This window comes from Aeromicrobium sp. 10G20-16 (assembly GCF_055809665.1).
Map to the genome: position 1 here is coordinate 1,966,385 of NZ_CM147919.1, position 22,255 is coordinate 1,988,639.

General features: G+C 68.8%; 20 protein-coding genes and 1 tRNA gene. 8 read left to right on the forward strand and 13 right to left on the reverse strand.

All coding sequences use genetic code 11. From position 1 onward, the window contains the following. Positions 1-96: 96 nt before the first annotated feature. From AC0L5F_RS09980 to AC0L5F_RS09990, 3 genes are all read right to left on the reverse strand, one after another. Positions 97-1,284 carry an EAL domain-containing protein gene (locus AC0L5F_RS09980; protein ID WP_473313198.1) on the reverse strand — a complete coding sequence of 396 codons (1,188 nt, stop codon included), beginning with the start codon at positions 1,282-1,284 and terminating at the stop codon, positions 97-99. A 48-nt stretch (positions 1,285-1,332) separates the two neighbouring features. After that, a complete protein-coding gene (locus AC0L5F_RS09985) occupies positions 1,333-2,001 on the reverse strand; it encodes a PAS domain-containing protein (protein ID WP_473313199.1) in 669 nt (222 codons plus the stop codon). Between the two features lie 289 nt (positions 2,002-2,290). Continuing rightward, positions 2,291-2,366 (reverse strand) — tRNA-Arg (locus AC0L5F_RS09990). A gap of 263 nt (positions 2,367-2,629) precedes the next feature. On the opposite strand from AC0L5F_RS09990, the gene AC0L5F_RS09995 reads away from it, so the two are divergent. Continuing rightward, positions 2,630-4,450, forward strand: coding sequence for a phosphoenolpyruvate carboxykinase (GTP) (locus AC0L5F_RS09995; protein ID WP_473313200.1), 1,821 nt, complete (start codon positions 2,630-2,632; stop codon positions 4,448-4,450). A gap of 34 nt (positions 4,451-4,484) precedes the next feature. Here AC0L5F_RS09995 and AC0L5F_RS10000 read toward each other — a convergent pair whose 3' ends face one another. Continuing rightward, positions 4,485-5,252: an enoyl-CoA hydratase-related protein gene (locus AC0L5F_RS10000; protein ID WP_473313201.1), complete on the reverse strand. Its 768-nt coding sequence runs from the start codon at positions 5,250-5,252 to the stop codon at positions 4,485-4,487. Positions 5,253-5,296: 44 nt separating this feature from the next. On the opposite strand from AC0L5F_RS10000, the gene AC0L5F_RS10005 reads away from it, so the two are divergent. The 3 genes from AC0L5F_RS10005 to AC0L5F_RS10015 are packed head-to-tail and all read left to right on the forward strand — an operon-like array spanning position 5,297 to position 7,365. Further along, positions 5,297-6,067 carry a thiolase family protein gene (locus tag AC0L5F_RS10005; RefSeq protein ID WP_473313202.1) on the forward strand — a complete coding sequence of 257 codons (771 nt, stop codon included), beginning with the start codon at positions 5,297-5,299 and terminating at the stop codon, positions 6,065-6,067. A gap of 17 nt (positions 6,068-6,084) precedes the next feature. Further along, positions 6,085-6,441, forward strand: coding sequence for a hypothetical protein (locus AC0L5F_RS10010; protein ID WP_473313203.1), 357 nt, complete (start codon positions 6,085-6,087; stop codon positions 6,439-6,441). A 39-nt stretch (positions 6,442-6,480) separates the two neighbouring features. After that, the gene (locus AC0L5F_RS10015) at positions 6,481-7,365 is read left to right on the forward strand and encodes a TrmB family transcriptional regulator (protein ID WP_473313204.1); all 885 of its coding nucleotides are present in this window, start codon (positions 6,481-6,483) and stop codon (positions 7,363-7,365) included. A 28-nt stretch (positions 7,366-7,393) separates the two neighbouring features. On the opposite strand, the gene AC0L5F_RS10020 is transcribed toward AC0L5F_RS10015, so the two are convergent. The 8 genes from AC0L5F_RS10020 to AC0L5F_RS10055 form a co-directional block, all read right to left on the reverse strand. After that, positions 7,394-9,034, reverse strand: coding sequence for a (2,3-dihydroxybenzoyl)adenylate synthase (locus AC0L5F_RS10020; protein ID WP_473313205.1), 1,641 nt, complete (start codon positions 9,032-9,034; stop codon positions 7,394-7,396). A gap of 33 nt (positions 9,035-9,067) precedes the next feature. Further along, positions 9,068-10,036 carry an ABC transporter substrate-binding protein gene (locus tag AC0L5F_RS10025; RefSeq protein WP_473313206.1) on the reverse strand — a complete coding sequence of 323 codons (969 nt, stop codon included), beginning with the start codon at positions 10,034-10,036 and terminating at the stop codon, positions 9,068-9,070. An 80-nt stretch (positions 10,037-10,116) separates the two neighbouring features. Next, positions 10,117-11,127 (reverse strand): dihydrodipicolinate synthase family protein, encoded by a 1,011-nt coding sequence (locus AC0L5F_RS10030; RefSeq protein WP_473313207.1) that lies wholly within the window; start codon positions 11,125-11,127, stop codon positions 10,117-10,119. Between the two features lie 21 nt (positions 11,128-11,148). Next, positions 11,149-11,934, reverse strand: a complete 786-nt coding sequence (locus AC0L5F_RS10035) for an ABC transporter ATP-binding protein (protein WP_473313208.1) — start codon at positions 11,932-11,934, stop codon at positions 11,149-11,151. Beyond that, the gene (locus tag AC0L5F_RS10040) at positions 11,927-12,724 is read right to left on the reverse strand and encodes an ABC transporter permease (protein WP_473313209.1); all 798 of its coding nucleotides are present in this window, start codon (positions 12,722-12,724) and stop codon (positions 11,927-11,929) included. The genes AC0L5F_RS10035 and AC0L5F_RS10040 overlap by 8 nt, the downstream gene beginning before the upstream one ends. Continuing rightward, on the reverse strand, positions 12,721-13,518 hold the full coding sequence (locus tag AC0L5F_RS10045; RefSeq protein WP_473313211.1) for an ABC transporter permease: 798 nt from the start codon (positions 13,516-13,518) through the stop codon (positions 12,721-12,723). The genes AC0L5F_RS10040 and AC0L5F_RS10045 overlap by 4 nt, the downstream gene beginning before the upstream one ends. A gap of 11 nt (positions 13,519-13,529) precedes the next feature. Next, positions 13,530-14,291 (reverse strand): SDR family NAD(P)-dependent oxidoreductase, encoded by a 762-nt coding sequence (locus AC0L5F_RS10050; protein WP_473313212.1) that lies wholly within the window; start codon positions 14,289-14,291, stop codon positions 13,530-13,532. Between the two features lie 14 nt (positions 14,292-14,305). Beyond that, entirely contained in the window at positions 14,306-15,148 is an 843-nt protein-coding gene (locus AC0L5F_RS10055) for an amidohydrolase family protein (RefSeq protein ID WP_473313213.1), read from the reverse strand. A 74-nt stretch (positions 15,149-15,222) separates the two neighbouring features. Between AC0L5F_RS10055 and AC0L5F_RS10060 the strand changes: the two genes are divergently transcribed. Genes AC0L5F_RS10060 through AC0L5F_RS10070 form a run of 3 tightly spaced genes read left to right on the forward strand, consistent with a single transcriptional unit; the run spans position 15,223 to position 16,887 of the window. Next, positions 15,223-15,387 carry a hypothetical protein gene (locus AC0L5F_RS10060; protein ID WP_473313214.1) on the forward strand — a complete coding sequence of 55 codons (165 nt, stop codon included), beginning with the start codon at positions 15,223-15,225 and terminating at the stop codon, positions 15,385-15,387. A 7-nt stretch (positions 15,388-15,394) separates the two neighbouring features. After that, positions 15,395-16,435: an AbrB family transcriptional regulator gene (locus AC0L5F_RS10065; RefSeq protein WP_473313215.1), complete on the forward strand. Its 1,041-nt coding sequence runs from the start codon at positions 15,395-15,397 to the stop codon at positions 16,433-16,435. Between the two features lie 56 nt (positions 16,436-16,491). After that, positions 16,492-16,887 (forward strand): YccF domain-containing protein, encoded by a 396-nt coding sequence (locus tag AC0L5F_RS10070; protein WP_473313216.1) that lies wholly within the window; start codon positions 16,492-16,494, stop codon positions 16,885-16,887. A gap of 455 nt (positions 16,888-17,342) precedes the next feature. On the opposite strand, the gene AC0L5F_RS10075 is transcribed toward AC0L5F_RS10070, so the two are convergent. Beyond that, the gene (locus AC0L5F_RS10075; RefSeq protein WP_473313218.1) at positions 17,343-20,477 is read right to left on the reverse strand and encodes a bifunctional glycosyltransferase/CDP-glycerol:glycerophosphate glycerophosphotransferase; all 3,135 of its coding nucleotides are present in this window, start codon (positions 20,475-20,477) and stop codon (positions 17,343-17,345) included. Positions 20,478-20,510: 33 nt separating this feature from the next. Here AC0L5F_RS10075 and AC0L5F_RS10080 point away from each other — a divergent pair, with 33 nt between their 5' ends. Further along, positions 20,511-22,253, forward strand: coding sequence for a glycosyltransferase (locus tag AC0L5F_RS10080; protein WP_473313219.1), 1,743 nt, complete (start codon positions 20,511-20,513; stop codon positions 22,251-22,253). Positions 22,254-22,255 lie beyond the last annotated feature (2 nt).

A 22,255-nucleotide genomic window follows, 5' to 3' on the forward strand; every position in this document is an offset into this window, starting at 1 on the left:
GGTGGGCACTGCGGTGTCCGGCACGCTACCCGACTTGAAGAATTCTTCATGAGCGGGGGTCTGCTCTGCGGACCTTGTCAGGACAAGCGGGAGGGATCAGAACGGGGCCGGCATCCCGAGGTGATAACCCTGGGCGTAGTCGACACCGAGCTCGACGAGGAGGTCGAGCGTGGCAGCATCCTCGACACCCTCGGCCACCGTCTTCATGCCCATCCCTTGAGCGAGCGTCACGACGGCCTCGACGACGAGGCGGCTGGCCGCGTTCCGGCTCAGGTCGCGGATGAACTCGATGTCGATCTTCACGAAGTCGACCGGGAACTGCTTCAGGTAGGCGAACCCGCTGTACCCCGCACCGAAGTCGTCGAGTGCGACGCGACAGCCCAGCTCGTGGATGCCCTCGACGAACCGTCGGCCCTCCTCCTCGTTCGCGATCACGGCCGTCTCGGTGATCTCGAAGACCAGGAGCGCCGGGTCGGCGCCAGACGTCTCCAGGTGGTGCGCAATGTCCCGCAACAGGGCGCAGTCACCGATCGAGGCTGCCGACACGTTCACCTCGACCGGACGGCCCCGGGCCGCGAGACGCGTCGCGGCGCGGATGACCCGGCGGTCGATCTCGCCGGTCAGCCCGTGCTCCTCGGCCGCTGCGAGATACTCCCGGGGCCCGGAGACCGAGCCGTCCTCCTCGACGACACGCAGCAGCAGCTCGTGCTGGGCAACCGTCATGGTCGACAGCTCCACGATCGGCTGGGCGTACAGCTCGAACAGCCCGTCGGCCAGCGCCGACGCGAACAGCTCGGTCCACTTCTTGGCTCGCGTCTCACGATCCTTGCGCTCCTGCGCAGCCCGCGCGCCGGTGGCGTCCTCGAAGACCACCACCCAGCCGCCGGCCCGATCGGGGTCGGCGAGGGGAGTCACGGTGTACGAGACCGGGACGGAACGACCGTCACGGCAGATGAAGGTGTCCGAGCGCACCCGCAGGACACCGGACGCATCGGCTCCGGTGATCGTTCCGCCACCGCCGATCGGGCACCGGGCGGAGGCGTGGGCGAGCCCCTCCGGCCACTGGTGGCTCGTGATGTCGTGCAGCCGCATGCCGCGCACCTCGTCGATCGACCAGCCCAGGATCGACTCTGCCGCGCGATTCATCAGGGTCACGCCGCCATCGGGTCCGAGCGCGAACAGCCCTTCGTTCATGCTGTCGGTGACGGTCTGCAGACGCCGACGGGCGTCGTGGCTCTGCCGCTCGACCTCCACGTGCGCGGACACGTCCATCGCGACGCTCATGGTGCCGGCGTACCGACCATCCCCGTCGGTCAGCTCGGTCCAGCGGACCTACGCGACCCGCCGTTCACCCTCCTTCGTGACGGACTCCCAACGACCACTCGCCACGTCACCCTCCCCCTCGACGAAGGCCACGGGCCGGGGGTTGACGAGCTCCACCACCGGTCGGCCGATGGCCTCCTTCGCCGACCAGCCGTAAAACTTCTCGGCGCCGGCGTTCCACCCCGAGATGTTGTGGTCGGCGTCGACGTTCACCACGGCGAGGTCGAGCTGGTCGAACAACGCCGACTGCGCCCGGGACTCGACCTCAAGCCGCCGGATGTCGGTGACGTCTCGCCCGGACACGTACCAGCTCTGTCCGTCGCTGGCGCCGTTCCACGAGATCAGGCGGTAGTCCCCGCCGGTGGTCCGTGCTCGGAGCTCGACCGCCTCGAAGTCCTCTCCGGCGTGACGTTCGCGGATCGCCTCGAGCAGAGCGGGTCGGTCGTCCGGATGGATCAGGTCCACGAACCCGCGTGCGGGCTGGTCCTCCACGGCCCACCCGAGGATGCGTCGCCAGGCAGGGTTCACCGCCGTGAGCATGCCCTCGCCGTCGGCCACCAGCAGCATCGAGTTGGACGTCGCCCAGAAGACGTCCAACACCTGCGGGGAGGCAGTGAACACCGACGGGCGTGACGTGCGCGCCGGATCTCCGGCCTGCCGATCGAGAGCCTCGGCCACCGCTGCCCTCCCTTCTCGTCGCGCTCGTCCGAGAAGCGGCGATCAGCACCTGTCCCCCGTCCGAGGGGCAAAACTGCATACCCACGGTACGACGGTTTCCGTTCCCGGACAGGAAAATGGGCCAAAAGACCCGTTCGACGTCGAACGAGCACCGCAATCACAGCAGTGGATCGCCGCCCGGCAACAGTGCCACCCGAGACAAAGGTCCTCGGCACGCACCGGTCGAACGATCGGGCGCTCGCCCGTTGAGACCACGAAGCCGCCGACCACGTGGGTGGCGGCGGCTGTCTGGTGCGCCCGAAGGGATTCGAACCCCTAACCTTCTGATCCGTAGTCAGATGCTCTATCCGTTGAGCTACGGGCGCACGCTCCGCGAACGGAACCAGGCGAGTCTAGCGTGAGGCGGCCCGCGGCGAAAATCCGGTGCACCCACAGACCGCGACCTGACATGGATGTGACCATGTTCACCCGTCCGGCATGGTTCTGGACACGTCTGTCCGCGTAAGGTCGTCAGATCGTCATCTCGGTGACGAACCCATCAACCATCAGCTGGCCGCGCCCCCTACCTGGCGCGGAGGTGCGACCCCATGCGCTGGGGACGCGATGCGCGAGAAGGAAAAGTACACACATGTCTGCAGACACGATCACGACCACCTACCGATCGAGCTACGCCAAGCTCCAGGACTGGGTGGACGAGGTGGCCGCTCTCACGAAGCCCGCCGACATCCACTGGTGCGAGGGCACGCCGGACGAGTGGGTGACGGTCACCGACCGACTGGTCGAGGCAGGCACCTTCAAGCGCCTCAACGAGGACAAGAAGCCGAACTCCTTCTACTGCGCCTCCGACCCCACGGACGTCGCCCGCGTGGAGGATCGCACCTACATCTGCTCGCTCGACGAGAAGGACTGCGGGCCCACCAACAACTGGATGGCGCCGGACGAGATGAAGCAGGTCATGACCGACCTGTACGACGGCTGCATGGCGGGCCGCACCATGTACGTCATCCCGTTCGTGATGGGCCACCTGGAGTCCGAGCACCCGATGTTCGGCGTCGAGATCACCGACTCCGCCTACGTCGTCGCCTCCATGACCGTCATGGCTCGCATCGGCAAGGACGTGCTGACCAAGATCGAGCAGACCGAGGCCGACTACGTGCCCGCGCTCCACTCGTTCGGCGCGCCGCTCGCCGAGGGCGCGACGGATGTTCCCTGGCCGTGCAACGACACCAAGTACATCGTGCAGTTCCCCGAGGAGCGCATGATCTGGTCGTACGGATCCAGCTACGGCGGCAACGCCCTGCTCGGCAAGAAGTGCTACGCGCTGCGCATCGCCTCGGTGATGGGTCGCGACGAGGGCTGGATGGCCGAGCACATGTTGATCCTCAAGCTCACCAACCCCGAGGGCGTCGTCAAGTACGTGGCGGCCGGCTTCCCGAGCGCGTGCGGCAAGACCAATCTCGCGATGGTCGAGCCGACCATCCCGGGCTGGAAGGTCGAGACCATCGGCGACGACATCGCCTGGATCCGCGTCGGCGCCGACGGTCGGCTCTACGCCGTCAACCCCGAGTTCGGCCTGTTCGGCGTCGCGCCCGGCACGGGTTGGGACACCAACGCCAACGCCATGCGCACCATCGAGCAGGGCAACAGCGTGTTCACCAACGTGGCGCTCACCGACGACGGCGACGTGTGGTGGGAGGGCATGACCGACGAGCCGCCGGCCCACCTGACCGACTGGAAGGGCGGCGACTGGACACCCGAGAGCGACCACCTGTCGAGCCACGCCAACAGCCGCTTCTGCACGCCCATCAAGCAGTGCCCGACGCTCGCGCCCGAGTACGACGACCCCAACGGCGTGCCGCTGGACGCCATCTTGTTCGGCGGTCGCCGCAAGACGACCATCCCGCTGGTCACCGAGGCCCGCGACTGGACCCACGGCACCTTCATGGGCGCGACGCTGAGCTCGGAGACCACGGCTGCCGCCACCGGTGCGGTCGGCGTGGTGCGCCGCGACCCGATGGCGATGCTGCCGTTCATCGGCTACGACGCCGGCGACTACTTCGGTCACTGGATCTCGATGGCCAAGAACAACGACGAGTCGAAGTTCCCCAAGATCTTCTACGTCAACTGGTTCCGTCGCGACGACGACGGCGGGTTCCTGTGGCCCGGCTTCGGCGAGAACAGCCGCATCCTCAAGTACGTCATCGACCGGGTCGAGGGCAAGGTCGAGGCGCACGAAACGCCGATCGGCCTGGTGCCGTCGGCCGGAGCCATCGACACCGACGGTCTCGACGTCACCGCCGACCAGCTGGAGCAGGCTCTGCGCGTCGACACCGACGAGTGGGCTGCCGAGATCCCGCAGATCGTCGAGTGGTTCGAGAAGTTCGGCGACACCCTGCCGGCCGTGCTGTGGACCGAGCTGGACGGACTCAAGGCCCGTCTCGGGCTCTGAGCCGACCGGGCCGCGCCGCGTCAGGCGCCCGGGTTCAGCTCGATGAGATCCGGTCGAGCAGAGCTTGGGTTGCCGTCACGAACTCGGGGCGAAGCGTCGACTCGCGCTGACGCTCCGACTCCATCGTGAAGGCCTCGGCGTGCGTCGGCATCTGGGCCGAGGCACGAACGGTGTCGACGACGGTGGTGACGAACGCGGTCTCCAGCCCGTCGACGCCACTGGCCAGCTCCACCGCACGATCCACCAGCTGATCGTCGTCCCAGACCTCCAGCACGAGCCCGGCCGACAACGCCTCACGAGCCGACAGCGAGCGGCCGAACACCGTCATCACCGTGGCCCGCTGTCGCCCGACCGCCTGCTGCAGAAGCCACGCGTGCCCACCGCCCGGATGCAGCCGCAGGGCGGGAAATCGGCTGTCGAACACCGCCGACTCGCTCGCCAGTCGCACGTCGCAGGCCAGAGCGAGATTCAGTCCCGCTCCGACGGCCGGGCCGTTGACGGCGGCCACGACCGGGAGCGGACAACGCAGCACTCGCATGAACCCTTCGTAGACCACGCGGACATCGTCCAAGGCGCCGCTGCTCGCATCGATCAACGTCGACAAGTGGGCTCCGGCACAGAACGCACTTCCCGAACCGGTCAGCACCACCGCCCGCGCCCACTCGCTGGCCTCGATCGTCTCGAAAGCGTCGGCGATCGCCCCCACCATGGACTCGTCCAGCACGTTGCGCCGTCGCGGCTCGTCGAGCTCGACCACCGCCACTGCCCCGCGACGGTGCGTCAGCACTCCCGGCATCGCCATCACCCCTTGTTTTCATACCTACGGATGTAGGTAGTATGACATCCATGGACGACGTGCTCATCGCCTCCGCCCGCCGCAGCCCGATCGGCCGCGCCATCAAGGGGTCGCTGGCCTCTGTACGCCCCGACGACCTCGCGGCCAGCGTGGTCCGTGATGCCGTCCATGCGGCGGGGATCGACCCGTCCCTTCTCGACGATCACGTGCTCGGCACGGCGTATCCCGAGGGCCGGCAGGGCAGCAACCTCGCCCGGCGCGTCGTCCCACTCGCCGGGCTGCCGATCGCCATCCCCGGAACCACGGTCAACCGGTTCTGCGCGTCGAGCCTGCAGGCCATCCGTATCGGCTTCCACGCCATCGCCACAGGCGAGTCGCGTGCTCAGCTGATCAGCGGAGTCGAGTCGATCAGCCAGGTGGGGCGAACCACTCGCGAGGAGGACAAGCACCCGGACCTGACGGCCGACGGCCTGGCCGACATGTACATCCCGATGGGCCTGACTGCCGAGAACGTGGCACGAGACTTCGATGTGAGTCGGGCCGACATGGACGACCTGGCGCTCCGGTCACACCAGCGGGCGATCGCCGCCGTCGACGACGGATCGACCGCGCGTGAGATCGTCCCGATCACCCGGCCGGACGGCGAGACGATCCGCAGCGACGACGGACCCCGACGCGGGACGTCGCTGGACGCACTGGCCTCTCTGAAGCCGGTGTTCCGCGAGGACGGCAGCGTGACGGCCGGCAACTCCTGCCCCCTCAATGACGGTGCGGCCGCCGCCGTGCTGGTGAGCTGGAGCTCGCGCGAACCGAGGGCCTAACCGCCCGCGCGCGGATCGTGGCGACCGCGGTGAGCGGGCTCGCGCCCGAGATCATGGGCGTCGGGCCGATCGAGGCGGTGCGGCGCGCTCTCGCCGCAGCCGACATGAACGTCGGCGACCTGGACGCGATCGAGTTCAACGAGGCGTTCGCCGCGCAGGTCCTGGCCTCGGCCCGCGCCACCGGCATGGACCTCGAGCACCAGGTCAACCTGCGCGGTGGCTCCATCGCGCTGGGCCACCCGTTCGGCATGACCGGCGTGCGCCTGGTCACGACGTTGCTCACGACCCTCGAACAGATCGACGGTTCCGTGGGCATGGCGACGCTGTGCGTCGGCGGGGGCCAGGGAATGGCCCTGATCATCGAGCGCGTCTAGTGGTTCCGCATCACTACCTACTGCAGTAGGCTGTCACACATGAATCTGCCCGAGAACCGCGACAGCAGCCCGGGGGAGCGGCTGTCAGGCGCCTTGCAATCCCTCGGATTCTCGTCCTACGAAGCCCGCTGCTACGTGGGCCTGGTGGGATCAAAGCCGCAGACCGGCTATGCCGTCGCCAAGAAGACCGGCGTGCCGCAGCCGAAGGTGTACGAGACGCTACGGCGTCTCGTCGCACGAGACGTGGCGATCGAGGTCGGTTCCGATCCCGTGCTGTTCAGCGCCGTGCCGGCCGAGGACCTGCTGCGCCGCCTCGAGTCGGAGTTCGAGCAGTCTCGGCGCGACGCGGCCACCGCCGCCAGCGACCTCACTCCCGACGTCGACGCCAGCAGCGTCGTGGCCGTGCCGACCCTCACCACCACCTCGGCCGTGATCGACGCCGCGATGGAGGCGCTGTCGCACGCGACCCGTCGCGCCTACGTCTCGGCCAGCCCGGACGAGATGGCCGCCCTGCACGACGTCATCACCCAGCGCGCAGCGTCGGACGTGGACATCATCGCCCTGGACTTCGCCCGCAAGCCACTGCAGATCGAGGGCGTCCGGGTGTTTCGGCACGCCAGCAACGAGAAGGCCATCTATCGCCACCACCAGGCGCGACACGTCGCCGTGGTGGTCGACTCCGCCGAGATCGTGTACGCGGTCGCCGCCGACGGTCACACCTGGCACGGCGTCCGGTCGGGGCACGAGGCGATCATCGCCGCTGTCAAGGGCCTCATCAAGCACGACATCGACGTCCAGCAGATCTACGCCGACTTCGGCCCACAGCTGGTCTCGGCCTACGGACCGGGTCTGCAGGGCCTCGAGCGGTACCGCGGGGAGACGGCCGAGAACGTCGAGCTGGTCGAAGAGGCCGCCCAGGCCTGATCCCCACTGCGGACGAGGCACCGGCCGATCAGGCTGTCGAGACCTCGTCCTGCAGCTCGGCGACCAGGTCCTTCTTCGACACCTTGCCGACGGGTGACAGAGGAAACTCTTGGTAGACCCGCAGTCGCTCGGGCATCTTGTGCTTGGCGATCTCGAACGTCGACAGGTGGGCCAGAAGGTCATCGAGCTCCAGCGTGGCACCGTCCCTGAGCACGACGCAGGCACACATTCGCTCACCGAGCACATCGTCCGGATACGGGACGGCGGCCACGTTCACGACGGCGGGGTGGCTCAGCATCAGGTTCTCGATCTCCTCAGCAGAGATCTTCTCGCCACCGCGGTTGATCAGGTCCTTCTTCCGACCCGCCACCACGTAGTTGCCCGACTCGTGCTCCCACATCAGGTCACCACTCATGTAGAAGCCGTCCGGCGAGAACGCGCGGGCGTTGTGCTCCTCGGCGTTGAAGTAGCCGCGCAGCGTGTACGGCCCGCGGGCCCACAGCTCTCCGACCTCACCAGGCTCGACGTCCAGACCCTCCTCGTCGACCAATCGCACCTCGTCGTGGTCGCAGATCGGACGCCCCACGGTCTCGAGCCGCACCTCCTCCGGGTCGTCGAGGCGGACGAACATCAGCAGGCCCTCGGCCATGCCGAAGTTCTCCTGGACCGTCGCGCGCTCGAAGGCGGTCTGCGCACGCAGCCGCGTCTCGGGCTGCAGCCGCTGACCACCGCTCTGGATCACCCGCATCGAGGTGAGGTCGGCGCCCTGGACCGCGGGGTCGTTCAACAACTTGATCAGCAGCGCCGGGACGACGTGCATGTGGGTAGCCCGGTCGCGAGCGATGCGCTCGATGATCGTCGCCGAACGCGGCACCGACACCAGCGACACGGTGGCACCGCGAAACAAGAAGCCCTGCATGCCAGGACACGCGAGTGGCAGGTTGTGCGAGATGGGCAGCACGTCCAACAGCACGTCTCCGTCGCGCACGTCGCACACCGAGACCGCGAGGTGCGAGTTGAAGGCGTAGTCGTTGTGGCTGCGCGGGATGAGCTTCGGGACACCGGTGGTGCCGCCGGAGAGCTGGAAGACCGCCGGATCCTCCGGATCCAGCCCGGCACGCAAGGCCCGCACCTGCTCCTCCGAGGTCCGAGGGGTGAGGTCGTGCAGGTCCTGCAGCGTCACAGCCCTCTCGCCGACGGTCTCGCCGCCGTCGACCACGTGCAGACGAAGGGACCGCTCGGTCGCTGCCACGCGATCGAAGATGGTGGTGTAGTCGACGTCCTTGCCCCGGACCGGCGATGCCATGGCCACCGCTCCGGAAAGCCGGACGAACTGCTCGACTTCACGGAAGCGGTGGCTCGGCAACGCCATGATCGGGATCGCACCCAGGTGCTGCAGACCCAGGTAGAAGCTGGCGAACTGGGCCGTGTTCGCCAGCTGCACGACCACCCGGTCGAGTGGGCGGATCCCGAGGTCGTGCAGGTTCCGCGCCACGACCAGGGATCGGCGCTCCAACTCGCCGTAGGTGATCGACTCACGATCGTCGATGATCGCGATCCGGTCGCCGTACTGCGCAAAGGCATCCTCGTAGTGCTCGATCAGCAGCCGGTCGTCCCAGTACCCTGCTGCGCGGTAGGTGGCGGCGTCCTGCTCGGGGAATCGCGTCATGCCTTCGAGAGTCACGCGGTGGATCCTTTCAGCTCACTTGCCGGTGTAGATGGCCGCGTCGACGTCGGTCGGTCCATCGATGACCTTCAGGCCCACCAGCAGCTTGTTGTAGATGTCGAACACGCTCTTGTCGATGGTGGTCGTGTACTCCGGGAGCAGGATCTTGTCGGCAATCGCGTCGGTGCCCTCCATGTAGGTGGGCACGATCTTGCGGACCTCGTCGAGGTGCTCCTGCGCGTACTGGTTGCTCTTGTCGACCGCGCGGGTGAAGGCAGCCACGACCTCGGGGTTCTCCGCAATGTACTGCTCCGAGGCGACCCAGATGACCTGCGTCGCGGCCGGACTGAAGCCCTCGCCGTTCGAGATCAGGTCCGTGAAGCCCTGGCCCAGCGCCTGGCTCAGGAAGGGATCACCCATGTCGGCCGCATCGACCTTGCCGCTCTTCACCGCGTCGATCATCGACGGGTAGGGGATCTCGGTGAACTTGATCTTGCTGGTGTCCACCCCCTTCGCCTGAAGTGCCTGGATCAGGCTGAGCTGCGGCAGCTGGAAGAGTGTGTCCACCGCGATGGTGGCACCCTCGAGCTGCTTGACGTCGGTGATCTTGCTGTCCGGAGCGGCCATCAGGCGGATCTGCGACTCCGCGAGGTCACTGGGGTAGCCAGCCGCGGGCGCAACCGCCTGGATCGGCAGCTTGTTGGCTCGCGCGTTCAGCAGGGGTGGCACACCGGTGAAGGCGAACTGCGCCTTGCCGCTGACCACTGCCGGCACCGTCGACGGTGCCGGCAGGCTCTCGATCGTGACGTCGAGACCCTCGTCGGAGAAGAAGCCCTTGTCGACGCCCAGCACCAGGCCGGCCGAGTTGGTCACCGCCAGGTTGGCGACGGTGATCTTGGTGGGTCCGTCCGAGCTGGAGCCGCCGGAGGAGCCGGTGCTGCCGGATCCACAGGCTGCCAGCGCCAGGAGGGACGCCACTGCTGCCACGCTGAGTAGCTTCTTCATCGGAACTCCTTTAGTACCTACTTGGGTAGGTATTAATCTAGTGACGTGGTTCACGTCCTGTCAAGGTGCGCAGGAACGGATCAGAACAGCTCGAGGCGATCCATCTCGGCGTTGATCTGCGCCTCGTCGATGACGTCGAGGTCGGCCGCGCGGAGCAGTTCGATGAGATCCGCCACCTCGCTGCGGCGAGGCTTCGGCATCGGCGGGCGCATCGCAGGGCTGGGGATGAGCCCGCGCAGCCAGGCGGCCGTCTTGTAGCGGACGTGCAGCCGACCGAAGTCGCTGAAGACGTGGGCCTGCAGCTGCCGCAGTCCGCCGTTCCAGATCTTCGAGGCACGCTCGACGTCGCCGGCCCGCCACGCCTGGATGTGCTCCATCATCGGTTCGAGGGCGTAGTTCCACGCTCCGGACGAGGTGCCGTCCATCGAGTCGTTCAACAGGTTCTCGTGGAAGTACTTCGCCACGGCACCGAGGACCTCGACCGGACGGTCCTGGCTGCGGATCACGTCGGTGATCGTGCGGTACCCGTCGTAGTTGTAGGTCATCTTCCAGCCCACGACGTTGGGCACCTCGCGCAGGATCGTGCGCGTCACCTCCGACGTCAGTCCGACCCCGTAGCCCGGCGTCATCTGCGCGACCGGGTGGATGATCATCGGGAGGTCCACCTCGGCGGCGATCGCCTGGAGGATGTCGACGAAGATCTCCGGGTAGGCGTCGGCGTTCCAGCACGACGTCACGTCTTGCGCACCGACCGGCGGGAAGATGAACAACCCGTCTGCGCCGTCCTCCGCCGCGTCCTTCGCGCCCTGCACGAAGCCCGCCGTGGTCACGTCCACGACACCGGCCACGATGGGGGCCCGGCCGGCGACCTCATCGACGACGATCGCCATGGCACGACGGCGCTCGTCGCGGTCGAGGTAGAACAGCTCGCCGGCCTCGGGGTTGGCGATCAGGGCGATGCCGGCCTCCAGGTACTCGTCGGTCAGGAATCGGCGCAGGAAGGAGCGGTAGGCGGGCTCGTCGATGCTTCCGTCGGCCTGGAACGGCAGGACCGGCGTGACGAACAGGCGTCCGAAGGGTTGGTGCGGCATGGTGTTCTCCTCAGTGATCGATCACGGTTGGCTGATGCGTTGGTTGATGCGGCGCCGGTACTCCTGGAACTGGGGCAGACCGCGGGTCTCGAGCTGGGTACGCGGGCGCTCGAGCTCGATGTCGAGCACCTCGAGCACACGGCTGGGTCGGTTGGACAGCACGATGACGCGATCGGCCATGTAGATCGCCTCGTCGATGTCGTGCGTCACGAGGATCGCGGTCCAGCCCGAGCTCGACCACAGGTCGACCACCATCGACTCGAGTGACGTACGGGTCTGCGCATCCACCGAGGCGAACGGTTCGTCCATCATCACCAGGCGTGGATCGCTGGCCAGCGCCCGGGCGATGGCGACGCGCTGCTGCATCCCGCCCGAGAGCTGCCAGGGGTAGCGACCGCCGAACTCATCGAGACCGACCGCGTCCAGCGCCTCATCGGCCTTGGCGCGGCGCTGCGAGCGCGACGCAGCGCCGAGGCCGAGCTCGACGTTCTTGCGCACGCTGAGCCACGGCATCAGACTGCGCGTGTAGTCCTGGAAGACGACGCCGAATCCCGACTGCACCCCGGTCACCGGAATCGAGTCGAGGGCGATGTCACCGGACGTGGGCTGCAGCAGCCCCGACAGGCACCGCAGCAGGGTGGTCTTGCCACACCCGGAGGGACCGACGATGGCCACGAACTCACCGGGCTCGATGTCGAAGGTGAGGTCGTCGATCGCGACCGTGCCCTGGCTGCCGCCGTAGACCTTGCGGACCCCCTTGACGCTCAGCGCTGCCGCGGACCTCGCGGGTGTCCCGTGCTCAGTCATGGATCATGCCTTTCTGCTCGTGGTACCAGCCCAGGACGCGTCGCTCGACCAGGTTGAAGGCGACGGTGAACAACCCACCGATCACGGCCAGGACCAGCACGCCGGAGTACATGTCCAGCAGGGCAAAGGAGCGTTGCGACCTCAGGACGAACTGCCCCAGCCCCGAGTCGGCCGACACCATCTCGCTGACGACCATCATCACGATGCCCAGGCCGAGACCGATGCGCATGCCGGCGAAGACCTGCGGAAGGGCTGCCGGCACGTAGATGCGGCGGATGCAGTCCCACCGGCTGAATCCCACGATGCGCGCCGCGTCGACGAAGCGTGTGTCGACCGCACGAGTGCCGTCGATCGCATTGAGCATGACCGGCCACGAGACGGCGAGGCCGATCAGTCCGATCCGTGCACCGTTGTCGGCGCCGAAGATCTCGAACACCACCGGTATCAGGATCGGAACAGGCGTCGAGCGGGCGAACTCCACCGCCGGGCGGGTCCATCGCTCCAGGCGAGGAGCCACGCCGAGCGCCGTGCCGACCACGTAGCCCACGAGGCTGCCCGCCAAGAATCCCGCCAGGGCCCTGGCCACGGAAGGCAGGACGTCGATGGTCAGCTGCGGCCCCGTGACGAGATCGATGGCTCCGCTGAAGGCGTCGGTGAACGGCACCACGAACGGCACGATGGCGCGGACGCCGATGACCTGCCAGGCGACCAGCAGCAGGGCGAGCACCACGGTGCCGAGCACGAGTCGACGCGCACGACCGGCGCGCCACAGGGTCGCGACCGCGTTCATGCGAGAGCCTGCCGATCGACGTGCCACGAGGTGAGCCGCAGCTCGACGGCTCGGACGACCGCGTTCACGACCGTGCCGAGGATCGCGGCGAGCAGCACGCCGCTGAGCGCCGACACCTCCTGACCGGCGTCCTGGGAGGTCGACACGTAGTAGCCGATGCCGCTTCCCGACGCCACCAGCTCGGTCACGATCGTGAGCACGACCGCCACGGCAGCCGCGAGACGGACACCGGTCATGATCGACGGCAGGGCCTCGACGAGGTAGATGCGAACGAACATCTGCAACCGGTTCAGTCCGCTGAGCCGGGCCGCGTCGGCGTGCAGCGGGTCCACGTGCTGGGCGCCGTATCGGGCGTTGTAGACCACGGGCCACAGCGAGGCGAACACGACCAGCGCGACCTGCATCGTGAGTCCGAGCCCGAGCACGACCACGGCCACAGGGACGAGCGCCACGGCGGGGATCGGTCGCAGCAGGTCGAAGGTCACCCCGAGGGCGTCATCGGCCAGGCGGATCCGTCCCACCAGCATGCCGATCGGGATCCCGAGGGCGATGGCGACGATCAGGCTCACCAGAAACGCGGTGACGGTTTCTCCGAGCGGTCCGAGCAAGGTTCCGTCGCCGAGGCGGGTGAGCAGGCCCCACACGATGGATCCGGCGCTCGGGACGTCGGGCAGGACACCCACCAGGCGGGCGAGGTCCCACAGCAGCCAGCCGGCCGCGATGCAGGCCACCACCGGCAGCACCGCCCCGACGATCCGCGACGTCCGTCGCCCGGTCGTCGTCGGCTCAGCCACGGGGGGACTCATCACGTCGTGGCCGTGAATCCACCGTCGATGACCACGACCTCGCCCGTCACGAACTGGTGATGCACGGCGAGCGCATAGATCGAGTCGGCGACGTCGTCGAGCGTGACGTTGCGCTTCATGGGCGTGTGTCGGGCCCTGCGGTCCATCAGATCGTCGTAGCGGTCGCCCAACGTCCGCTCCATCCACTCGCCGGCAATCCATCCAGGCGCGACGGCGTTGACCCTCACCTCGGGCGCCATGACTCGCGACAGGGTCTTGGTCAGGCTGACCACGGCCGCCTTGCTCGCGGCATACGCCAGCGGCTGTGGGCCGGGTCGTAGACCGACGATGCTCGCGACGTTGACGATCGATCCGCCAGCGGCTCGCAGCGAGGGGGCCGCGGCCCGGGTCGCCTGGACGAGCCCGCGCACGTTCACCTGGAACACGCGATCGAACTCGTCGGGGTCGACCCCCTCGAGGTCGTCCGGCGGCGTCTCGCTGGTCATGCCGGCGTTGTTCACGAGGACGTCGAGGCGTCCGGAGTCCCCCACCGCCGTGGCGACCAGCTCGCGCACCGCGGCGTCGTCGCTGACATCGGCGGCAACCATCCGGTGCTGTCCGCCCAGCGCATGCAGCTCGTCGAGCGTCGCGGCGGCGCGATCTCGCGACCGGCTGTAGTTGATCGTGACGTCGAATCCTTCCTGCGCCAGCCGAAGCGCGGCGGCCCGGCCGATTCCGCTCGCCGAGCCGGTGACGAGGGCGGTGGGTCGGTCCGTTGACATCTGTTGCCTCCCTCTCAGAGCCCGAGCACGCGCTCGGCGTTGGCGTGGAACACCTTGGACATGACCTCGTCGCTGTACTTCAGATCGTCCCACTCGCGCAGAACTCGCTCGAACGGGATGCTCGGATGGTCCGTGCCGAACATGATCTTGTCCTGCAGGCGGCTGCGGATGTCGACCTTCAGCTGGTCGGGGAAGTACTTGGGCGCCCACCCGGACATCTCCCAGAAGACGTTGCCCTTGTGGAGTGCCACGGCGGTCATCTCGTCCACCCACGGCCAACCCGGATGGGCGGCGATGATCGTGAGGTCTGGAAAGTTCGCCGCGAGAGCATCGATGGCCATCGGGTGGGCGTGATCGATCCGACTGCCGAGGCCGCCCGGAAGTCCCGCCCCCATTCCGGTGGTGCCGACGTCGACCATGACCGGCAGACCGAGACCGTTGATCGCGTCGAACAGCGGCCGGTGCTGCTCATCGTCGACCCGGAAGCGGCCCATGATCGGGTGGAAGTGGAAGCCCAGGACTCCGTCCCGCTCTGCCGCCTTCACGGCGTCATCGATCGCCTCGGCGCCCTTCAGCGGATCGACCGCTCCCCAGGCGCCCACGAAGGTGTCCGGGTAGCGATCTCGCAGCGCAGCCACCGACTCGTTGGAGCAGGGTTTGGCACCGGTCAACGACTCGATGTCGAAGGCGACCAGCACGGCTTGTAGCCCGTGCGCCCTGATGTCGGCGACGACGTCTTCTTCCGGACGACCGACCCACGGCTTGTTCCAGTACTTGGCCAGAGCCTCGGCGAAGGGGCCTTGGGAGTCCACCCATTCCTGGGTTCCCGGGTAGCAGTGCAAGTCGATGCGCCTCATGGGACGAACCTACCTACTGCCGTAGGTAGGTGTCAACGAGTCGGTGCACACTTCTTCGCCCTACCATCGACGACATGCCCCCCAGCACTGTCCGGGCCCCCGAGATCGGCCACGTCAGGCTGCGCTCAGCGGCGCCACCGGTGTGCCACCTGTACCCGCGCAGACGGGCGACGAGCTCCTTCGTCATCACCGACGTAGTCGTCCGGGTGCCGGTCGATTCCGACATGATCAACGGCTGAAGCTGCCATGACGTCTGCCCGCCCGTGGGCCGCGCTGCTCGCTGCCGTGGCTGCCAGCATCGCCGTCCTGACGCTCCTCGAAGCGCCCACCCCCGCGCTGTTCGGTGCGCTGATCGGTTCGGTGGTGGTGGCACTCGCCACGCCGCGTCCGCCTGAGCTGCCGAACCTCGTGGTGCGCGGCAGCCAGGCCGTGATCGGAGCGCTCGTCGCCAGCGAGGTCGACGTGCAGGCCCTCGGGGACCTCGGATCGGCGTGGCCGGCGGTGATCGGGGTCATCGTGCTCACCCTGGGTGCGTCGATCGCGCTCGGGCAACTGTTGCGCCGCGACGGCGTGAGCGGCAATACGGCGACGTTCGCCTCCGTGGCCGGCGGCGCGTCGGCCATGACGGCGCTCGCCCGCGATGCCGGCGCCGACCCACGGATCGTGGCCGTGGTGCAGTACGTGCGGGTGCTTGTGATCCTGGTGACCCTGCCGGTGGTCGTCGGACAGGTGTTCGCCACCTCGACGTCGACCACCGCTGCTCCGGCCCTGCTGTCCGGGCTGACCGGCCGCGACATCGGGTTCGTCCTTGTGGCCGGTGTGATCGGTCCCCTGCTCGGAAGGCTCGTGCGTCTCCCCTCGCCGGCACTGCTGGGCGCGTTGCTGGTCGGCAGCGCAATCACCGTGCTGGGCTCCTTCGAGGGCGCCGCGGTTCCGCCCCTGGTGCAGACGGCCGCCTTCGTCGTCATCGGCGTGCAGGCCGGCATCGGCTTCAATCGCTCGACGGTCCGAGTGCTGCGAGGCATCGCGGTGACCGTCGTCGGCTCAGCCGTCCTCCTGGTGGTGTTCTGCGGCCTGCTGGCCGTCCCGCTCGCGGAGCTGACGGGAACGAGCCGCCTCGACGCCTACCTCGCCACCTCGCCGGGCGGGCTGCCGGTCGTGCTCGCCACCGCCACCGAGTCCGGAGGCGACGTCACCTTCATCTCCGCTGTCCAGCTCCTGCGTCTGCTGATGGTCATCGTGGCGCTGCCGCTGGTGGCCGGCTGGATCCGCAGGCGGGCGTCGTAGACGACACGAGGCGGGTTCCGGACTCTGATCGGCGCCCGACGTGAGAGATTCGGGTCATGCGAGTTGTCCTGAACGTGATCTGGCTGGTCCTTGCCGGTTTCTGGATGTTCCTCGCCTACATGGTCGCCGGTGCGCTGTGGTGCCTGACGATCATCGGCATTCCCTTCGGTCTGGCGTCGTTCCGGATCGGCATCTATGCGCTGTGGCCGTTCGGGCGTGAGGTGGTGCGCCGCGTGGACGCAGGCGCGCCCAGCGCGATCGGCAACGTCCTGTGGTTCATCTTCTCGGGGCTCTGGCTGGCGCTCGGCCACCTGATCACCGGCGCGCTGCTGTGCCTCACCGTCGTCGGCATCCCACTCGGCCTGGGGAGCTTCAAGCTGGTGCCGGTGTCACTTCTTCCACTCGGTCGAGTCATCGTCCCGGTCGACCGCCCCGGGGCGTTCGCCTCCTGACCAGCCCGGGGGCCGGGCCTCAGCATCGGGTCATGTCTCCACAGCACCATCTCAGCCCTTGCGGACTCCAGCCGATCGCTGGCAGCACGTGGTCGGCGAGCGCACCCGCAGGCGGACGTGGTGGTCGACACCGAGCTGGTGCACAGGTCCGCAAGAGCCGACTACGCTCCCGATGCGCCTGGACCGAGAAAGATCTCGTAGAGATTCGCCAAGACGACAACGGCGACCGCCCCCGCGAGAAGTTGGCCCCGCCTCTGTTCCGGCATCGAGAATCTCGGCGAAAGAATGAGAACTAGCGCGCCAGCAGCGAGTCCCACCTGCCACATCAGTGAGTGCTCCCGCCGAAACTCAATCTGCTCCACCGCAAGCCAGATCAAGACAGTCACACCGATCAGGACCGGCCTTGCAGTTCGAACACGGCCACGCATGCGCTAAGACCTCCGGCCCCGTCGGACTCAGCGCTCGCCGGCGGCCGGCTGCTGCACCGCGGCGATCCGGTCGGCCAGGCGGGCGGCGGCGTGCCCGTCGTGGTGCGGGTTGAAGCGCTCGGTGAACAAGCGGTAGGCGTCGGCGTGGTCGTCGCGCCACGCGTCGAGGGTGCGCAGTGCATCGAGCACACCGGCGGGTGTCTCGACCCACGGGCCGGGAGCGGTGCCCTCGTACGGGAACAGGAAGCCGCGGGTCGACCCCTCGTACTCGGCCAGGTCCGGCACGAAGAACACCATCGGCTTGCCCGTGGCCGCGTAGTCGAACCGCAAAGACGAGTAGTCGAGCACGGCGACGTCGGAGGCGAGCACCAGGTCGTTGATCTCCGGGTGGTCGGTCACGTCGACCACGCCCGCCCGGTCACCGTGTCGCCGGTCGGTGCGGGCGACCGATCCGTGGCTCCGCTGCAGCACCACGAAGCCGTCTCCCAGCTCGCGGGCGAGGGCCTCGACGTCGAGGTGGTCGACGTCGCGCGACCCCATGGGCCCCGACGCCCGGTCGTCGCGCCACGTGGCGGCGTGCAGCACGGCCACCTGGTGGTCGGCGATGCCCAGGGCTCGCCGGGTGTCGGCGCGCACCCGGTCGGCCTCGGAGGCCAGCAGCGAGTCGGTGCGGGGCATGCCCAGCTCGAACGCCGGCCCGTCGTAGTCGAACTGCTCGCGGTAGTGCAGCGTGCCCTCGGCGTGCGGGCTGACGATCAGGTCCCACCGCGCCGAGCGACGCTCCACGCACTCGTACGCCACTCGCCACTCGGGCCAGTTGCGCTGTCCGCCCCACAACGCCCGCCCCATCGACTTGAAGGGCTGGCCGTGGAAGGTCTGCACGTGCACCTGTCCGGGGCGCTTGACCAGGTAGGCGGGCAGCTCGATGTTCTTGACCAGCAGTCCTGCCGTCGCCATGGCGTCGTACCAGGCGCGGGTGCCGGCCACCAGCGGCACGGCCCCCTCGGGCAGCGGCACGGAGTGGTCGACCACGCCCCACCACAGGGTCCACGACCGATCACGGCGCCACAGCTCGTGGTGCAACGCGGCAGGTGTGTCGGTGGCGACCTCGGCGCCGTAGCACTGCAGCAGAGCCGCGTGGGGGTCGACCTCGACCTCGGCGCGCTGGTAGGCGGCGCGCAGACGGCGCTGCCCCCACACGCTCTGCTCGAGGTCGGTGCGCGGCTTGTCGAGACGCACGACGACCCTGCCGGACTCCAGCACGACGCGACCGCGGGTGCGGGTCAGGCGGAACGTCAGCGGCAGCGACAGCGCGAGATCGTGCGCCAGCCCGACGCGACGACCGTCGACCTCGATCCGGTAGTCACCGATCGGCGCCGGGAACGTTCCCCGGTCGAACACCGCCGCCTCCAGCCGCACCAGCCACGACCCGTCGACGAGCACGCCGGGAAGGCGCACCCGCGAGGACACCAGGGCGACGTCGGCCGCCGGGCCGTCGAGCACCACGCGGGCGCCGGCCTCGTCGAACGAGATCGCTGCCAGCGTGGTGCCGGCCGGCGCGGCTCGCGGTGCGGAGCCCCGCTCGATCACGAACGGACCCGCAGCCCGGAGGCGCCGCCCGGCGGCTGACTGCTCGACCGCCGCCGATCCCATCGCGTCGCGGTCGGTGACCACGCCGGTGCGGGTGTGGCCGAGGTGGGTGACGGTGACCTCGAGACGCAGGGAGCCGTCGTGCGCCGGCCACGGACCTCGCACCCGCCAGACCGCGTGCTCGTTGCTCTCGCGCACCGTGCGCAGGTGGTGCCCCACCGACTCGTCCGATCGTTCAGCAACGAGCTCGGACACGCTCCGGCCGGCGGCGTCGACCCAGCGGAACGTGGCGACCGATGCCTCGGGGCCGTCCAGGTGGCGCAGGTACGCCCACACCTCGAGGTCGACGCCGTCGTCGAGCAGGCGCGCTCTCAGCACCCGCGCGTCGAGCACCACCTGGCGGGGCGAGAGCACGAACGCTGCCGGATCGATGCGATCGTCACCCCAGAACGGCAGGTGGACCGACGGCCCGGCCGGCTCCGGCGCCGACTCGTGCGCCGACAGGTCGAGCCCGTCGTGGGTGAGGAAGTGGTGCAGGTCGTCGATGCGCCCCTGCTCGATCAGGGCGAACGCGACCCGCATCTCGGCCGGACACTCCCGCTGCAGGTCGGCAGGCTCGACCTCGGCCAGGAGGGCCGGCAATCGCTCGAACAGCGCGTCGGCGAATCCGGTGTCGGCCACCCGCGGCAGCGCGCGCACGTAGTGCGGCACGTCGTTGCTGAGCACCTGTCGGGCCCGTTCACGACGGGCGCCCGGCACGGCGTCGAGGACGTCGAGACTCGTGGCCACCGCGTCCATGAACCCGTGCATCGTGAAGCCGCTGAACTCGCGGGTGATCGACTGCGGCCGGTGGCGCCACACGTAGGTGGTGACCGGCACGACGTCGACCCCGGACGCCGCGACGTGCGCAGCCGCGGTCACGTCCTGGTCCTCGTAGAGGATGCCCTCGGTGAAACGCAGCTGCGCGGAGTCCCAGAACGCACGTCGGTAGACCTTGGACCACGCGGTGGCGTGCACGAGCAGGTCCGGGTCGGTCGCGATCGTGACGCCGGTACGGGTGCGGGAGTACAGGTCGCTGATCCAGCGCGGCGTCTGCCGCTCGCGCCCGCGAAGCCGCTCGTACGGCAGGATCGCGAAGTCCGAGCCCGACGCCTCGAGCGACTCCACGGCTGCCCGGTAGCCCTCCGGCCTGACGAGGTCGTCGGAGTCCACGAACGTCAGGAGCTCGCCGGTCGCGTGCTGCACGCCGGTGTTGCGGGCGGCGCTGAGACCGCCGTTCTCGCGCTGCACGACGGTGACGCGGCGATCGCGACGGGCGTGCCGCTGCGCGATCGCGAGGCTGCCGTCCGGCGACCCGTCATCGACCACGATGATCTCGACGCGGCGATGGTGCTGGCGGCACAACGACGTCAGGCACGCGTCGAGGTAGGCCTCGACCTCGTAGACCGGCACGACGATGCTGAGCGTCGGACCCGTCCACCGGGTGCGGCGCCAGCGGCCGACCGCGCCGCGGAGGCGTCGAGCGGCTGCGCGGGACAGAGACCGCCCAGCCGGCTGCCCAGTCGCCCGCATGGTGTGTCCTCTCCACGACCGTAGGATGAGCCGGTGCCCTCGACCGCCCTGCCTGACGGCGCCTACTTCTCGGTGATCGGGAACGTACGCCTCGAGGCCGGCGGCCAGACGCGGCTGGCGCTCCTGCGCCACCGATTGTTCACGCTCCACGCGGGCGTCAGCCTACCGATCCTCACGTACAACCCGGTGCCGTCGTACGAGCCGATCCGCCGCGCCCTGCTCGACGAGGGCCAGCTGCTGCCCACCAGCGAGCTGCGCAACCTGCACGAGGAGCTGCGCGTGTGGCCGACCGACGAGCTGGGTGAGCGGCTCGCGCCCCTCGCCGACCACGGGCCGATCGAGGGCGATGTCGACGACGGCTACCGCTGGCGGGAGCGCCGCGCAGTCGGCACCGACACCGAGGTCTGGGACTACCTGCGCCCCGACGGCACCCGGTACCTGCGCACACCGCCGACCGACATCCAGGGTGACGTGCACCTGTGCGGCCCTGACGGCGAACCGGTCATGCAGTGGTCCGGACTCGGGGGCCTGTGGCGCTGGTGGACCATGAGCGTCACGCCCACCGGGCCGGTGTTCCTGATCAGCGACTCACGCTTCATCGCCGCCGAGCTGGGACTCATCGACGATCCGCGGGTGCACCTGATGCACCAGATGCACAACCCGCACCTCACCGGCGCACGACGCTGGGACTCCCCGGTCAGCGCCACCTACCGCGACGCCATGGGCCGCATCGCCGACCTGGACGGGCTGCTCAGCCTCACCGAGCGCCAGCGCGACGACATCGCTCGACGCTACGGCGCGACCGCCAACCTGTTCGTCGTGCCCAACCCGGTCGAGCCTCCCAGCGACCCGGTTCCGCCACCCGAGCGCCGGCCGCACGCCATCGCGATGATCGCCCGCCTCGACGGGCAGAAGCGCATCGACCGGGCCATCGAAGCGTTCAGCCACGTCCGGCGGGACCTGTCCGGGGCCACGCTCGACATCTACGGCGACGGACCGCTGCGCGCCGATCTGCAGGAGCAGATCGACTCGACCGGGCTCACCCACGCCATCACGTTGCACGGTCACGACCCCCGTGCACGCCAGGCGTTGTGGACGGCCTCGGCGTTCTGGCTCACCAGCCAGTTCGAGGGCTATCCGCTCTCGACGCTGGAGGCGATGAGCCACGGCTGCCCCGTCGTGAGCATGGACATGCCCTACGGGCCGCGCGAGCAGATCACCGACGGTGTCGACGGACTGCTCATCGAGTTCGGCGACGTCGGGCAGATGGCCGAGCGCACCGTCGGACTGCTGCGTGATCCGGACCGGGTCGCCCAGATGGGCGCCGCCGCACGGGTGACTGCGGCCTCCCACGGACACACCCGCTTCCTGAGCGACTGGCGCGACGTGCTCGAGGCGGTCGTCGCCCGCAAGCCCACCCGGCGCATCCTCACCGACGCCTCATGGGAGCTGGAGTCCACGACCCGGTCGGGAGGCGTGCGGTGGTCCGGGCAGCTGGTGCTCACCACCCCCACGCCCGACCTGCTCGACGAGGTCGACGTCGTCGCCCAGGCGTGGTCACCCGACCACGGCGACCTCGTCACCGTGCCGATGACCGTGTCGCGTGACGGTGACACCGTGACGATGCACGGCTCGCTGGACCGCGCCGCCCTGCGCTCGCTGGTTCCCGACGCCCTGCGGGTGCAGCTGCGGATCGGCTACGTGTGGGCCCAGCACGCCGGGTTCACCGACATCACCGAGCAGCCGGTGTCACTGCGCCGGCGATTCTTCGGCTGAGC